Here is a 15075-nt window from a genome sequence, read left to right on the forward strand (position 1 = left end):
ACAGGTTGAAATCGGTCTTTAAAGGCAAACACTATCGTTTCTCCAGACTTAAAGTCAACCCCTAATTTTTAGATTGAGCCTCTAATCCTACAGATATTTAGCCAGAAAAGGGAAGCCGTCAGGCTTCCCTTCAGTTACTTGCTGGCGAGTGCCTTTCCTTAAAAAAGCCGGGATTTGCCTCAACAGCTACTCATCAATTTTTAGCACCGCCATGAACGCTTCCTGCGGCACCTCTACATTGCCGACCTGCTTCATGCGCTTCTTGCCTTCCTTCTGCTTCTCCAGAAGCTTCCGCTTACGCGAGATATCGCCGCCGTAGCATTTGGCCAGCACGTTCTTGCGCATCGCCTTCACAGTTTCGCGGGCCACGACCTTGGTGCCGACAGATGCCTGAATCGGCACCTCGAACATTTGCCGCGGAATGATGCCGCGCAGCTTCTCGCAGATTATCCGCCCGCGGTTGTACGCGCGGTCGCGGTGGACAATGAACGACAGGGCATCGACCTGCTCGCCATTCAGGAGAATGTCCATCTTCACCAGATTGGACTGGCGGTAGCCGGATATTTCATAGTCAAAGGACGCATATCCCTTAGTGCCGGATTTCAGCTGGTCAAAGAAGTCATATACGATCTCCGACAGCGGGATCTGATACGTGATCGTCACCCGGTTGGAGTCCAGGTACTCCATATTGACGAATTCACCGCGTTTATTCTGGCACAGCTCCATGACGGTGCCTACATAGTCATTCGGGACAATAATCCCGGCTTTGACATAAGGCTCTTCCACATAATCTATGGTGCCGATTTCCGGATAGTGGGACGGATTATCAATCTGAAGCATCTCGCCATTCGTCAGCATGATGCGGTAAATAACGCTTGGCGCCGTTGTAATCAGCGGCAGATTGAATTCACGCTCAATGCGCTCCTGGATAATTTCCATGTGCAAGAGTCCCAGGAAGCCGCAGCGGAACCCAAAGCCCAGCGCGCTTGAGCTTTCCGGCTCAAAGCTGAGCGAAGCATCGTTCAGCTGCAGCTTCTCCAGCGCTTCGCGCAAATCATTGTAATCCGAGGTTTCAATCGGATACAGGCCGCAGTATACCATCGGATTGATTTTGCGGTAGCCGGGCAGCGGCTCCGGCGTAGGATTCTTGGCATCCGTTACCGTATCCCCCACACGCGTATCCCCGACATGCTTGATGCCGGCTACAATGAAGCCGACATCCCCGATATTGAGCTCGTCCACGATGCTCATCCGCGGCATAAAAGCGCCAACCTCGATAACCTCAAATACCTTTTCTGTCGCCATCATCTTAATCTTCGTACCGGCACGAATCTTGCCGTCCATAACGCGGACATAGACGATAACGCCTTTGTACGGATCATAGTGGGAGTCAAAAATCAGCGCCTTCAGCGGAGCATCGGAGGTGCCGGTCGGCGGTGGAACCTGCTTGACCACCTGCTCCAGAATCTCCTTAATGCCGATTCCGGCTTTGGCGGAAGCCAGCACAGCCTCGCTGGCATCCAGCCCGATGACATCCTCGATTTCCTGCTTCACCCGTTCGGGATCGGCACTCGGCAGATCAATTTTGTTGATGACCGGAAGAATTTCCAGATTGTTATCCAAGGCCAGATACACGTTAGCCAGTGTCTGCGCTTCAATTCCCTGGGCGGCATCCACTACCAGCAGTGCGCCTTCACAAGCGGCAAGGCTGCGGGAAACCTCATAAGTGAAATCCACATGCCCCGGTGTATCGATCAGGTTCAGCAAATAGTCCTGCCCGTCGTCGGCACGGTAGGTCAAGCGCACGGCCTGCAGCTTGATGGTGATGCCGCGTTCGCGCTCCAGATCCATCTGGTCAAGAACCTGCTCCTGCATTTCGCGTGAAGTAAGCGCGCCGGTATATTCCAAAATGCGGTCAGCCAGTGTCGATTTGCCATGGTCTATATGTGCAATAATCGAGAAATTGCGGATTTGTTGTTGTCTTTTCTGAACGTCAGTCATTCCTTACCCCCACAGACAGCCTAATGTTAATCCACTTATTATAACAGTACGCGGTTCGCCCATCAATCCCGTTGCTTGCAGGCCCCGAAGAAAGGGCCAACTCAACAGAAAAAAGCGGACATGCTGTCCTGCAGGGAGGACCGCTGCCGCTAACCGGGCTGTAAAACAAGGGGATCAGCAATATCTCTGACTGCAATCAGCTGTGGCCGATAAAGGAATACCGTCTTTGGCCCCCATAGCCTATTCTTCAGCGGAATCGAACAGCGAAACCACCCAGCGTATGCTCTTCTGCGAGGCCTGCTGCAGCAGGCCTGCTGTTTTGTCCGCCAGCTTATCTACTGTTGGCTTCTGCTCCTCAGGAATCAGAATCTGCTCGGGACTCATCGTGCTGTAATCCTGCACCTCCTGCTGCGGCAGATTATTGGGCGCAGCAGCTCCTGCAGTACTTTGCGGCTGCACCGGGACAATCGCATAAGCGCCTGTGGCGGGGTCCACAGCGACAGTCACATAAACATAAGCCTGACCGCCTTGCACCGAACCGGCTGCGGGTACCGTTCTGGTATTCTCCTTCTGGGCGGAGGGTTCGGTTTGAGCCGCCCCCGTTGCTCCGCTCCAGCCGGGCAGTACCGGCGAAGCCTTTGAGCCGCCGCTGCCGCCGAACTGCATGCCTACCAATATGCCGATGCCCGCCCATATTCCGACCATGACCAGTTTTTTTCCGAACCGCGACATTTCATGCACTCCTTTCTATACACTATAGTGCTTTCACCCGTCAGAATTCCGCTCAGGAGGCGCCGTCTGCGGCAGCCTTCCCGGTTTCGCCCGCTTCTCCCGCCCCATTCTGCTTCGTAAGCTCTGCACCAGATTCAGGCGCAGCCGCTTTTTCCGCATCATGGCTGTTCCAGTACACATCGGCGATGGCATCGGCCAAAATATCCGCCGTCCGCTTCAGCTCATCCGCTGAATTGTCAATCCCGCCCACTTCAATTAATACACTGTTGGGAGAAAGGGTCTGGTTATATTCGCCGTTGTTGCCGTTGCCGGAGGACTTGCCCCAGATTCCGCGGGAAATCCCCGGATAATTCTTCTCCAGCAGCTGATGAATTTCGTTGGCGAACGCTTCGTTCTTCTTCCAATCTTTATTCGCATGGCCGAGGATAAAATACACCTGGGCGTAACTTTTCCCGTCAATAACGGCGGTGGTTTTGCCATGCCGCTGCGAATCGCGGTGAATATCAATCATCTCATTCATTTCCTTATTGGCGCTTAGCGCCGCTTTAATCGTCATGCGCGAATATTTATAGGAAAAGTTCCAATTATAATCCGGCACTTCCGTTGCGTAATCCTCTTGCGCATGAACGGTTCCAATTCCGCGCTCCTCCAGCCTTTGGGTTATATAGGAGCCTACCAGCAATACATTTTTGGAAGAAACAGCGGAACTTGGATTGTCACTTTCCACACCGAGCAGCGGATTATAGGCTTCGCGGGGGTGGGAATGGTAGATCAGAATCCGCTTAATCGAAGTATCCTGGCTGCTGCCGGGTGTAGCGGAGCTGCCGTTATCTCCTGCCGCATCCGGTGCTGCGGTGGGCTCGGGCTGCGGTGTGTTCTCTTCTCCGCCTGGCTCGTCCACCCCATCGCTGTGTCCAGGCTCCGTTCCGCCGGCCCCATTCTCTCCTCCGGACTCATCTCCTGCTGCCAGGCCGTCAGTTCCCGGATGATAATCGGCAGGTGCATCCTGGGTACCGCCCGAGCCAAGCCGCAGGAGAAATGAATCATCCGCAGCAAGTCCCGGCATCTCTCGGGAGAGCAGGCTTTTGGGGTCGCCCGGGTCCACACTGGTCAGCATCCGGAAGACGAAGGAAGTTACGTTTTTGCCCGAAAATGCGGAAGGTTCTTCACCTTTCGGGAGATGCGGGACCTCCATTCCCAGCAGCTCCATGAAGAAGCCGCTCGACAATGAGGCAGCCAGGCCTTTCATTGAGGGAATGGGTGAAGAGTTCAAGCGCTGTCCGGCCAATCCGCCGGCTCCAAGCAGCATAAAAAAGACAAGTGAACCTCCGGCCAGCAGCAGCATCGTTCTCCCCAGCGACAGAACATCCAGCAGCTTGCCGCGCAGCCGGCCGATATTCCATAGCTGAAACCATTTTCTGTTCATTATTGTTATGTCCTCCTCCAGCCCTCTGTAATCTCTTATACTCCAAATCTATGAGCATAAGAGGAATACTAGAACCAGAAATGAGAGGACAGAAAGAACTGGCCCTGCCGTCATCTCTTCTAGAGGAGAGTTGTTCCGTCCTTCTTGAACATCACTTGCTTATATATCAAAAAAACCCCACAAAGCGGGGACTTGGCTTCGATGTTTACTCAGATAAATTGCGGGGATCCCCAAAACATATAAACCTGAATTTCGAAAGTGAATTGAACCATTCCAGATCGGACAAGGGATAAACCCTCTTTTTCCTTCACCCCTTTGGTGCAAGCTGTTTTTAGCAAAAAATCCCTTCGTGTAGAGCTTTTTAGACGATTTGTGGATACTTACTCTCGAAATTCGGGATAAATTCTTATCTTTCAAGTGGAAACGGCTTCGCCGTCCTTGACCGGGCAGCGCAGCTGTTTGCATTTCCAGACGTAAGGCTGGCTGCTGAAGCCAGGCGGGAAGCCAAGTGGAAAAGGTCACCTCATATTCCCTCAGCCGCTTTTCGGGTAGTGTTAGCGGGAAAAAGGACCCTAATCGATCCGTTTCTCTCCCTTACAGAGGAATACGCCTACATTAAGATGAACTTGAACCATTCATCCAAAGGTCAGCATTTTAGTGGTAAAAAGGATAACTAATCCACCGCATTCGGATCCTGGATCATCCCTAGTGGGAAAAAGTACAACTAATTCGGCTGAAATCAGCCATTTGGGGGGAGATGGGCTCCATTAAGTGTACAAAATCCCACTAAATCCTGTTAAATCCAGAATTCCAGCTCATTAGTGTTACTTTTTACACTTCGCTTCAGTCCCCTATGAATCTCTTCCTTGCGTTCCATCAGCTTGTTCAGGTTCTCCGGTTCAATTCAGGATAAATTAAGTTTCTTTCGCGGAACAGCGGCAGCGGCCGCCTGGGTCTCCGGATTTTCACCGCTAAGGGGAATGAAATTAATCTGGAGAGCACAGCGACCCAGACAACGGTCCGTTCGCGGAGCGTCCACTCCAAAAACCTGCGTATATCCTGCGACTAAAAAAGGGCTGACCCAAGCAGCCATTTCATGGCTTTTGGGTCAGCCCCTTCAGCGAGAAAGATAAGGCTGATTTATAACGTGAAGCATATAAACCTGAATTTCGAAAGCGAATTGAACCCATCCAGATCGGACAAGGGATAAACCCTCTTTTTTCCTTCACCCATTTGGTGCAGGCTGTTTTTAGCAAGAAGTCCCTTCGTGTAGAGCTTTTAGGTGATTTGTGGATACTTACTTTCGAAATTCAGGATAAATTCTTATCTTTTCAAAAAAACCGCCAAGGCCTGCCAACAGGCAGACAGGGCGGCCTCGCTGCACCGGGGATGGCGTCAGTGGGTGTACGCCCCCACATTGCCGGGATCTACAGCCTCGTGCAGCGCAGCATTCAGTCCGCTGGCTACGATATTGGCGATTTCTTCAATAAACTCATCGATTTCCTTCGGGGTAACAATCAGATCATGCCCAAGCGGTTCCAGCACCTCTTTTACCAGTGACAGCCGTTCCTCCTCGGAGATGTCGTCCAGCATCCCCATAATTTCTTTGGTATGGGCGGCTCCGGCTCCAGCCTGCCCAAAATGCCGGCTCATCATCTCAAGTACGTTGTTCACAATGGTCGAAGCGTAGCAGACAGTGGGAACGCCGATGGCAATGCAGGGGATACCCAGAATCTCCTTGGTTAACCCTTTGCGTTTGTTGCCGATGCCAGATCCGGGATGGATGCCGATATCCGCAATCTGAATGGTCGTATTGATCCGCTCCAGCGACCGGGAAGCCAGCGCATCTATGGCGATAATAACATCCGGCTTCGTGCGGTCAACAATCCCCTGCACCACCTCGCTGGATTCTATGCCGGTCAGGCCAAGGACGCCCGGGGCAATCGCGCTCACATTCCGGTAGCCGGGAGAAAGCTGGTCGGGGACCAGCTCATAGAACTGCCGTGTAATCAGGGAATTCTCCACCACGAGCGGTCCCAGTGAATCCGGGGTCACGTTCCAGTTGCCGAGGCCGACAATCAGCACCGAGGAGCTATGATCAATGCCGATCCTGTCCAGGAACTGCTCAAATTCGCGGGCAAATACTACGGATACCTTTTGCTGCAGACCGGTATCCCCGCCGCGCAGTGCCGGAACCTCCAGTGTAACGTAGTTCCCCATGGCACGCCCGATGGCCTGTGAACCCGCGCTATTCGCTACGGCAAGACGGGTAACCTTGATGCCATCCGCCTCCTCCACCTCTTCGTTCATACCGGGAATCGGCGTTTTTTGCGGTCCCTGAGCCATTTCCTTGGCTTCCAGCGCCAAATCTGTGCGTACCGAATACAGCTGAAGATCCAGTTCCATTATTAGTTCAGCCTCCTTTTGCATATTGGTGATAGTGTGCGAGAGAAGGCCTTGGTTTATACAGGCCGGCAAGGGGAAATTAAAAGCTTCAGTATTGCATTTTAAGGGCTGCCATGCTAAACTATTTTAAGTTGTGAATCATTTGATGATTTCGAATGTCTTTCAGGAGGTGAATGCAATGCCAAATATCAAATCCGCGATAAAACGCGTCAAGACGGCCGAAAAACGCCGTGCACTGAACGCTTCCCAGAAATCCGCGCTTCGTACAGCTGTGAAAACTGCTGATGTAGCTCTGACTGGTACAGAAGTGGAAACTGCTCAAGCCGCTTTCCAAGCTGCTTCCAAGAAGCTGGACAAGGCTGTAACCAAAGGCCTGGTTCATAAAAATGCGGCTGCCCGCAAAAAATCCCGCTTGGCGAAGAAATTGAACGCTCTTAAGGCAGAGGCTTAAGCCAAGGGCGACATTAATAATGAGCACTTTAAGAACCTGACCGCTATGCTGCATACGGTTAGGTTTTTTTGTGCGTTTTTTCTGTATATATTATACTAGCAAAGAGCCTGGCCCCAAGCGAACAGACGCTTCGGGACAGGCTCTTTGCGGGTTCAGCTTGACCCGGTGCAGGCCGTCCGGTTCCCGGCTAGGCTCCCAAGCGCAGCATGAACATCTCCAGACCCAGCACCTTGTCGATGGCGCCCGTCTTCATCTGGTAGTCCAGATCGGCCAGGAAGCTCAAGATCTGCCGCAGCCGCCAGCTCTCGAACTTGCGGGCCTGTTCACCGGCCAGCTTGACCGCATAGGGATGCAGCCCCAGTTGGGAAGCAATCTGGCCTTGCGAATAGCTCTGGGCAGACAAATCCTTAACCTGCAGAATAATCCGGAACTGCCGGGCAATCAGCGCGGCAATCTTGATCGGCTCCTCCCGCTGCTTCAGCAGCTCATACAGTGTATTCAGCGCCTTGTCGAGGCGCAGATTGGCGATATCCTCCACCAGTGTGAACACATTCTGCTCGGTGCCGCGGTGCACCAGGCTCTCAATGGCTGCGGCATCTACAGTCCCGCCCTTGCCGGCGTACAGGCTCAGCTTGTCCATCTCCGCCGACAGCCCCTGAAGCCCCGTTCCGGCATTCGCCACAAGAACCGCAGCCGCTCCGGGTGCCGCTTCGCAGCCGCGGTCCCGCAGGCCCTTCTCGACCCAGCGCAGCAGCTCCTCGGCACCCAGCGGATTGAACGCCAGCACGGTTCCGGCGGCTTTGGCTGTCTTGACGATTTTTTTGCGTTCATCCAGCTTGTCATTATTGACCATAAAGACGATCACACTGAACTCCGCAGGATGCTGCATATAATCGCTGAGAACCTCCACCCGATGCTCTATCCTGGCATTGTCCTTTCCCGCTGTGAACAGGGCGGCATCGCGCACCAGCAGCAGCTTCCGCTCCACCATGAACGGCACCGTTTCCGCTTCCTCCACAACTCCCTGCACCGGCGTCTCGGAAAGATCAAACGGAATGACTGCAAAATCCCGGTCCTCTTTGGCAATCAGGTGTTCCTCCAGAAAGGCCGCAAATTCATTCATCCGGAACTTCTCGCTGCCGTACAGCACATACAGCGGCGAAATTTTCCCTTGTCTGATGTCTTTGGCCGCCGTTTTGGCATCCATCCCGCCACTTCCTTTTCCATTTCATTCTCCGACTATTGTAACAAAAAAGCATCTGTAAACATAGAGATCAGGCGGAAACGGCTTCGCCGTCCGCTACAAGAAGGCGGCTGTCCGCACATAAACTCTTCTATTCGCGCAAAAACGGAGCAACTCCGGCAGCCATGGCCAAAGTTGCTCCGTTTCCGCGGCGCATCTATATAAACGACGGAGGAAAAGCTCTAGAAACTTTCCAACCGGCGGTCATACCGATGATTCTCACGATTCCAATATCTCCTGTCCTCTTACTATAGCATATTCCAAGACCTTATAAAAAGTTCCACTCTGCGATTATTTTGTAGACGTTGCCGCGTCCGGGGTAGCCGCAGGTGCTGTAGGAGAAGCGGCTGGAGAGCCGGAAGGAAGCGCAGATGCGGCCGAATCAGGTACTGTATATTTGCGGGTGGTTTCACTGCCGTTCTGCAGCGTCACATATGTGAATTCACGGCTGTCGGCCGACCAAAGGCCGGACACCCACTCCCCATCAAGGGGAAGAGAGGTCAAAGCCGTTCTATCGCCGCCAGCGTCCGGCGGAATTACATAAATCACAAGCTGCCGGCCCGCAAGCTCGGCGTCAAAACGCCCGTCCGGCGATGTCCAAGGCGAGGCTTCAACCAGCGCAGGCAGCAGGCCCATTATCCCGGCTTCCTCCGGGGAAGGAAGCTGCTGGGAATCTCCGGCAGCCGAATCATCAGAATAGATACCGGCTCCGGGTCCGCTCTTCGTCGCGCTGTCCGGCTCCGCATTGTTTCCGCCAGTATTCGGACTGCTCATGATATTGTCCTCTGCTGCAGGTGCGGCAGGGCTGCTCTCAGGCTCAGGCGTTGACTTCCGCAGCGCCGGCTCTTTGCTTGGCTCGGGTGCCAATGCCTCCTGACTTGGCGTGTCTGACGAAACCGGAGGCGCGTCAGCTGCGCCGGAAGCATTGTTTTCACCGGCCGAAAACATCTCGTTTTGACCCATCATGTCCGCCGGACCATCCGCATCATTCCCGGTTGCAGCCTCGCCTGCATCCAGTACGGACCCGGCACCCTCTGTAGATTTCTCCATAGCCTGACCCGAGCTTGTATCTGCAGCCTGATTGAGCGCCTGGTCGACATCCGCCGCCGGCATGCTGTCAGGCATATTAAAAATGGCTATAAGCAGTATAACTGCCGCCGCAACTGCGCCAATGCCTGTCCGTGTCGCCATGGAAGTTCCTTTGGAGAATTTGCCGCTTTTGCTTGTGCGGGTGAACGGGACGACGTTGGCTTCTTCGGTGCTCATCATGCTCGGTTCCTGAACAACGCGGTCCAATTCGTCGAGCTGTGGCATAATCGAATCAACCAGACTGAAAGGAGGCTGTACGTCCGGAAGCTGCTCCAATTGCTGGGAGAGCATGTTCAGGCGGTCAAAGACATCGGCGCACGAAGGACAATTGTCGATATGACGGAACATTTCTATAACTTCTTCTTGGCTCAAGTCATGATCCAGATAGCGGTGCATCCATTCCATCACCTCCGCGCATTTCATCCTGATACACCACCTTTCTGATACTCCTGAAGTCTATTCTGCAGCTGCTGCCTTGCCCGGAACAGGTACGATTTCACCGTGTTCAAGGGCAGGTCCAGCGAGTCTGCAATCTCGTTGTAAGAAAAATCCTGCAAATAACGCAGTACGATTACTGTCCGGTGATGCTCGGGAAGCAGATCAATGGCCTCCCGTATGTCCTCGGCCAAATAACCGGACAACACCTCACGTTCCACATTATGTTTATCCGGAAACACCATTTCATGTTCATCAATGGAAACTGTAGGTTTCGTTCTTCTGAATTTGTCGATGCATATGTTGGTCACGATCCGCTGTACCCATGTTTTGAACTGGGCTTTTTCCTCATAGGAACCAATTTTGGTATACACGCGGATAAGCGCCTCCTGTGAAGCATCCAAAGCATCCTGCTCATTATGCAGAATGTAGAAGGCTGTCTTATATACATGTCCTTCAATTTCGCGCAATAGGGTGATTAGAGCGTCGCGATCGCCCGCTTGAGCGGCTCTGATGAGTCCCTGCTCCACCACGAAGGTTCCCCCTCTCTATGCAATCTTACTGACGCGCAAGACTGCTAATTTGTTGCAAGCCTGTAATACATATTTTCTGGCATCCATAATCCTTACTAAGCATACAGGGGAAGCTCGAATCATTCAAATACTCTTTTATAGAAGATTGTTACAAAAATGAAATCGGCAAAGCGCCTTTCCCCATACGGCAGAAATTTACGCTACATTAAATAGCAAAAATAAAACAGCCGGCTGCACCCTGGCAAAGGTGAAACCGGCTGTTGCTGATCCGAATTGTTGCAGCACTCTATCAGAGCCTGATTTAAGCGCCCTTGATTTCCTTGAACTTAGCCACATATTTAGCGGCCAGCTCAGTAATCTGGTCATAGCGGCCTTCCTTCGCCGGAGCGGTCAGGTTGCCGCCGATGCCTACAGCGATGCAGCCGTTCGAAATCCATTTCTCCATGTTGTTCAAATCCACACCGCCGGTAGGCATAATGTTAACATGCGGCATCGGTCCCTTGACAGCCTTGACATAATCCGGTCCGAAGGCACTGCCAGGGAACAGCTTCAGCACATCCACACCCAGCTTCAGCGCTTCCTTCATCTCATTCAGAGTCATACAGCCCGGCATGTAGGGAATGCCGTAAAGGTTGCACATTTTGGCGGTTTCTTCTTCAAATGAAGGGCTGACCACAAATTCCGAGCCTGCGAGAATGGCGATTCTGGCGGTAAGGGGATCTAGTACTGTCCCTGCGCCGATAACCGCACGGCTTCCGTATTCAGCGGCCAGGCGTTTAATCGCCACATCCGCATCCGGCGTGGTAAAGGTAATCTCAATATTGTTCAGTCCACCCTCTATACAGGCAGCGGACATTTTGAATGCATCGTCGGCATTGTCGGCACGGATTACAGCTACGACGCCAACGGAGGTGATATTCTGCAATACTTTTATCTTCTTCATCTTAAACTCCCTTTCTTGGTTCAATTCTTGGGTATAAAGAATATTTATTTAGATAAAATATTTTATCCGTTTTACTAACCAGCAGCCAAAACTCTATAAGAAAATAGTAATAATAATGTCTCTTGCCGTCAATATTTATTTATGTGAACAGACCGTTAAAATCTCCGGATGAGCAATTAAACCCTTATATAATAAGGATACATATACTATAAGCGATATAAAGCGTTGAATTAATTCGGCTGAATGAGGGATGTCTTATTGTAGAAAACCGATTTATATGATAATTTCAAATTACAAATCATTTATACAGGGGCCGCATTTTACCCTGAGGAGGAACTATTTATGAGCAAACAGCTGGATGCAGTTACATTTGGGGAGCCTATGGCCATGTTTTATGCCAATGAGGCAGGCCCGCTGCATGAGGTTACTTCTTTTTCCAAAGCACTCGCCGGTGCAGAGAGCAACGTGGCAACCGGATTGTCGCGCATTGGGCACAAGACCGGTTATGTGACGAAGCTTGGCGAAGACAACTTCGGCCAATTTATAGCCGCTGCGCTGAACAAAGAGCGGATTGACACCGGCAGCATCACGTATACCAAAGAGTTCCCAACCGGCATGCTGATCAAATCCAAGGTGCTGACCGGTGACCCCAAGGTAGAATATTTCCGTAAAAATTCCGCAGCCTCCAAGCTAAGCCTGTCTGACTTTGATGAATCCTATTTCGCTTCCGCCGGACATCTGCACGTCACCAGCATCTCTTCGGCACTGTCGAAGACCTGCCATGAATTCTCCCTGCATGCCATGGAATTTATGAAAAAGAGCGGCAAAACCGTCTCGCTCGATCCGAATCTGCGCCCGACCCTGTGGCCGGACAAGGAAACCATGGTCAGCACCATCAACGATCTGGCGACCCGCTGCGACTGGTTCCTGCCGGGACTCAGCGAAGGCAAAACGCTCACCGGTCTTGACACACCTGAAGAAATCGCCGGGTATTATCTGGAGCGAGGCGTATCCTTGGTGGTCATCAAGCTCGGACCTGAAGGCGCATACTACAAAACGGCTTCGGGAGAAGAAGGTTATGTCGGCGGCTTCAAGGTTGAGACCGTGGTCGACACCGTAGGCGCAGGAGACGGCTTCGCAGTCGGCGTGATCAGCGCCATGCTGGAGAAGCTGAGTGTCGCCGAAGCCGTGAAGCGCGGGAATGCCATCGGCGCGCTCGCCGTGATGTCCCCTGGCGACATGGACGGACTTCCGACCCGCGGCGGGCTGGAACAGTTCATGACAGCGGGCGTGTAAGCTAGCCGGCCTTCCATCATGCAAAGCTCTCTTTCTGCTTACTAAAAAAATTCCCGCTATAAAAGCCCCTCACAGCCATAACGAGGCTGTGAGGGGCTTTTGCTGCGAGTACCGGCGGCTGGTTGAACAAACCGTTTTACTTGGCTTGTGGCGGAGCCTGTACGGACTGTCCCTGCTGCAGCGCAGGCGGGAAACGGTACGTAATCGGCACCGCCGCTCCCTGATCCTCTATGAGGGAGAGCATGATCTTGGCTGCCTGCATGCCCATCTCGTAGGCGGGCTGGCGGATCGTTGTGATGGCCGGATTATAAATCCGGGCAAACTCGGCATCGTCGATCCCGATCACGGACAGCTGGCCGGGAATCGCAATTGAACGGCGGTTCGCATATTTGAGGATTTCCCCCAGCACAAGATCGTTGGCCGCAAGCAGCGCCGTCGGCGGCTGCGGCAGGCCCAGCAGCTCTTCCAGCGCGGAAGCAATCGCCTCTCTTGGCACGCTGCGCACATATTCATCATTCATCGCGAGTCCCGCTTCCTCCATGGCCCTCCTGTAGCCGCTCATCCGCTCCTTGCGGGGGGTTATCGCATGCTCGCCAAGCGGCAGCGACAGAATGGCAATATGCTCATGGCCTTTCCCGGTCAGCTCTTTGATCGCTGTTTTGACCGCCATTTCGTTGTCCAGCAGCAAGCTCTGGGTCGTGATCCCTTCCACCAGCCGGTCCATGAATACAAGCGGATATTCCGCATCGATCAGGCGGGTGTAGGCAGACGGGTTGTCTCCTGTGGGAAAAATAATCAGCCCATCCACCTGGCGGGCCACCAGCGCCTCCACGTGGGTGTTTTCTTTGTCCGCATTCTCATCGCTGTTGCAGATAATCACCTGAATCCCGTGGCGCTGCAGTTCATTCTCAATGGCCCGGATGCACTGGATGGACAGCGAATAATCGATATTGGCCACGATTATGCCAACCATATGCGTACGGTTCTGCTTCAGGCTGCGGGCGAGGCCGTTCGGCTGATAATTCAGCTCCTCAATCACATCAGCGATGCGCTGCCTGGTCGCTTCACTCATATATTTAAAGCGTTTATTTAAAAATTGCGAGACCGTGCTTTTGGACACGCCCGCCTTTTGGGCAACATCCTCAATCGTCAGCTTCTTCATCTTTTCCGCTCCACTCTTATAGACAAACACCATTTTGAACTTATCAAAAAGTATAGCTTTTTTTTAGTAAATTATCTAGTAATCATTATGAATAAATAGCAGAAATAATTCTCTCTGGTAACCCAGGCGGAACGATTCTGTGCCGGAAGCAATTCCCATCAGGCTGCAAATGGCTCCATCGAATGTTTTTTCATAAATTATATACTATTAACGTAAAAAAATATTTTATTATCGTTATTTTTATCGTTTTTAATCGTTGATTCATGTTTAATACAGGATTATAATAACAACCGTCAAGCAATAGATCTGTCTGTCACAGCAAAGCGGGGGATTGTCCTGAAAATGAAAAAAGTAACGATTACACACATCGCCAAAGCGATGGGTCTCTCACCGGTATCCGTCAGCAGGGCGCTGGCCAACCAGGCGGGCATCAGCGATGAGCTGAAAGCGAAAATTATCGAGAAGGCGGCAGAAATGGGCTATATCAAGCCAAGAAAGTACACGCCTGCGCGTATTCTGGTGCTGCACCAGAAGCCTTATCAGCATGATAACAGCAATTTCAGCTATATGGTGCAAGGCATAGAAAAGGCGCTGCAGAAGGCCGATACCGACTACAGCATCGAGTTTTTGGATAAAGAAAATCAGAGCAGGCTAATCCTGCCCTACCGCTTAAGCAAAGGCTTCAAGTTCGATGGAGTTATTTTTATCGGCAGGTTCAATCCGGAGTATGTCTCTTTCATTCAGCAGGAAATTCCCAGCCTTATTTTCTATACGGGCTATTCGCCTGCATATGATCACGACAGCGTATGGTTCAGCTTCCTGAATGCCGGCTACAAGCAGTGCAAATATCTGATCGACCGGGGGCACAGCCGGATCGGCTTCCTTGGTGACACCAAAGCTTACCGGAACAAGGAAAAGAAGACGGGGATCACCTCCGCACTTGATGAGCATGGCCTGCCTGTGGATGAATTGCTTTTTTATGAGCGCAATGAAGCCTTTGCCGCCAGGCTGTCCAATTTGATTAAGGAGGGCCTGCTGCCGACTGCCTTCATTTGCGAGCATGATTTCACCGCCGTTGAGCTGATCCGGCTGCTTCAGGAGCGCGGACTAAAGGTGCCCGGGGATGTCTCCATTCTCAGCAGCGGCAATACGGAGGTTTCGGCTTACTCGCTGCCCGCGCTGACCACTATGGATTTGAACATTGAGTACTCCTGTCATACGGTCGTGTCAACGCTGCTGAAGCGGATTGCCGACCCGGCTAAGCCTGCGGAAAATATTGCGATACTAAGCACACTGGTGGAGAGAGAGTCTGTAAGGCCGCTATAGACAGGCTGGACCCGCTCGGTACAACATGCGTT

At 52.3% G+C, this 15075-nt stretch carries 12 protein-coding genes; 3 read left to right on the plus strand and 9 right to left on the minus strand.

Annotated elements, in window-relative coordinates:
* Positions 1-186: 186 nt before the first annotated feature.
* The 4 genes from lepA to gpr form a co-directional block, all read right to left on the minus strand.
* On the minus strand, positions 187-2001 hold the full coding sequence (gene lepA / locus HYD27_RS02165) for a translation elongation factor 4 (protein WP_219210862.1): 1815 nt from the start codon (positions 1999-2001) through the stop codon (positions 187-189).
* 240 nt (positions 2002-2241) lie between these two features.
* Positions 2242-2733, minus strand: a complete 492-nt coding sequence (locus HYD27_RS02170) for a hypothetical protein (RefSeq protein ID WP_219210864.1) — start codon at positions 2731-2733, stop codon at positions 2242-2244.
* A gap of 52 nt (positions 2734-2785) precedes the next feature.
* Positions 2786-4159, minus strand: coding sequence for a stage II sporulation protein P (locus HYD27_RS02175; RefSeq protein ID WP_219210866.1), 1374 nt, complete (start codon positions 4157-4159; stop codon positions 2786-2788).
* A gap of 1395 nt (positions 4160-5554) precedes the next feature.
* On the minus strand, positions 5555-6565 hold the full coding sequence (gene gpr, locus HYD27_RS02180; protein WP_219210868.1) for a GPR endopeptidase: 1011 nt from the start codon (positions 6563-6565) through the stop codon (positions 5555-5557).
* Between the two features lie 178 nt (positions 6566-6743).
* On the opposite strand from gpr, the gene rpsT reads away from it, so the two are divergent.
* Entirely contained in the window at positions 6744-7016 is a 273-nt protein-coding gene (gene rpsT / locus HYD27_RS02185; protein WP_219210870.1) for a 30S ribosomal protein S20, read from the plus strand.
* Between the two features lie 187 nt (positions 7017-7203).
* On the opposite strand, the gene holA is transcribed toward rpsT, so the two are convergent.
* From holA to HYD27_RS02205, 4 genes are all read right to left on the minus strand, one after another.
* Positions 7204-8223 (minus strand): DNA polymerase III subunit delta, encoded by a 1020-nt coding sequence (gene holA / locus HYD27_RS02190; protein ID WP_219210872.1) that lies wholly within the window; start codon positions 8221-8223, stop codon positions 7204-7206.
* A 327-nt stretch (positions 8224-8550) separates the two neighbouring features.
* The gene (locus HYD27_RS02195; RefSeq protein ID WP_219210874.1) at positions 8551-9771 is read right to left on the minus strand and encodes an anti-sigma factor; all 1221 of its coding nucleotides are present in this window, start codon (positions 9769-9771) and stop codon (positions 8551-8553) included.
* Complete coding sequence (locus HYD27_RS02200; protein ID WP_219210876.1) at positions 9768-10316, minus strand: RNA polymerase sigma factor; 549 nt, start codon at positions 10314-10316, stop codon at positions 9768-9770. The genes HYD27_RS02195 and HYD27_RS02200 overlap by 4 nt, the downstream gene beginning before the upstream one ends.
* A gap of 301 nt (positions 10317-10617) precedes the next feature.
* The gene (locus HYD27_RS02205) at positions 10618-11259 is read right to left on the minus strand and encodes a bifunctional 2-keto-4-hydroxyglutarate aldolase/2-keto-3-deoxy-6-phosphogluconate aldolase (protein WP_219210877.1); all 642 of its coding nucleotides are present in this window, start codon (positions 11257-11259) and stop codon (positions 10618-10620) included.
* A 342-nt stretch (positions 11260-11601) separates the two neighbouring features.
* On the opposite strand from HYD27_RS02205, the gene HYD27_RS02210 reads away from it, so the two are divergent.
* Positions 11602-12555, plus strand: coding sequence for a sugar kinase (locus tag HYD27_RS02210; RefSeq protein ID WP_219210879.1), 954 nt, complete (start codon positions 11602-11604; stop codon positions 12553-12555).
* Between the two features lie 136 nt (positions 12556-12691).
* On the opposite strand, the gene HYD27_RS02215 is transcribed toward HYD27_RS02210, so the two are convergent.
* Positions 12692-13717, minus strand: a complete 1026-nt coding sequence (locus tag HYD27_RS02215) for a LacI family DNA-binding transcriptional regulator (protein ID WP_219210881.1) — start codon at positions 13715-13717, stop codon at positions 12692-12694.
* Between the two features lie 342 nt (positions 13718-14059).
* On the opposite strand from HYD27_RS02215, the gene HYD27_RS02220 reads away from it, so the two are divergent.
* Positions 14060-15043: a LacI family DNA-binding transcriptional regulator gene (locus HYD27_RS02220; RefSeq protein WP_219210882.1), complete on the plus strand. Its 984-nt coding sequence runs from the start codon at positions 14060-14062 to the stop codon at positions 15041-15043.
* Positions 15044-15075 lie beyond the last annotated feature (32 nt).

The sequence above is a fragment of the Paenibacillus sp. S150 genome (genome assembly GCF_019352175.1).
Lineage (GTDB): Bacteria > Bacillota > Bacilli > Paenibacillales > Paenibacillaceae > Paenibacillus_AQ.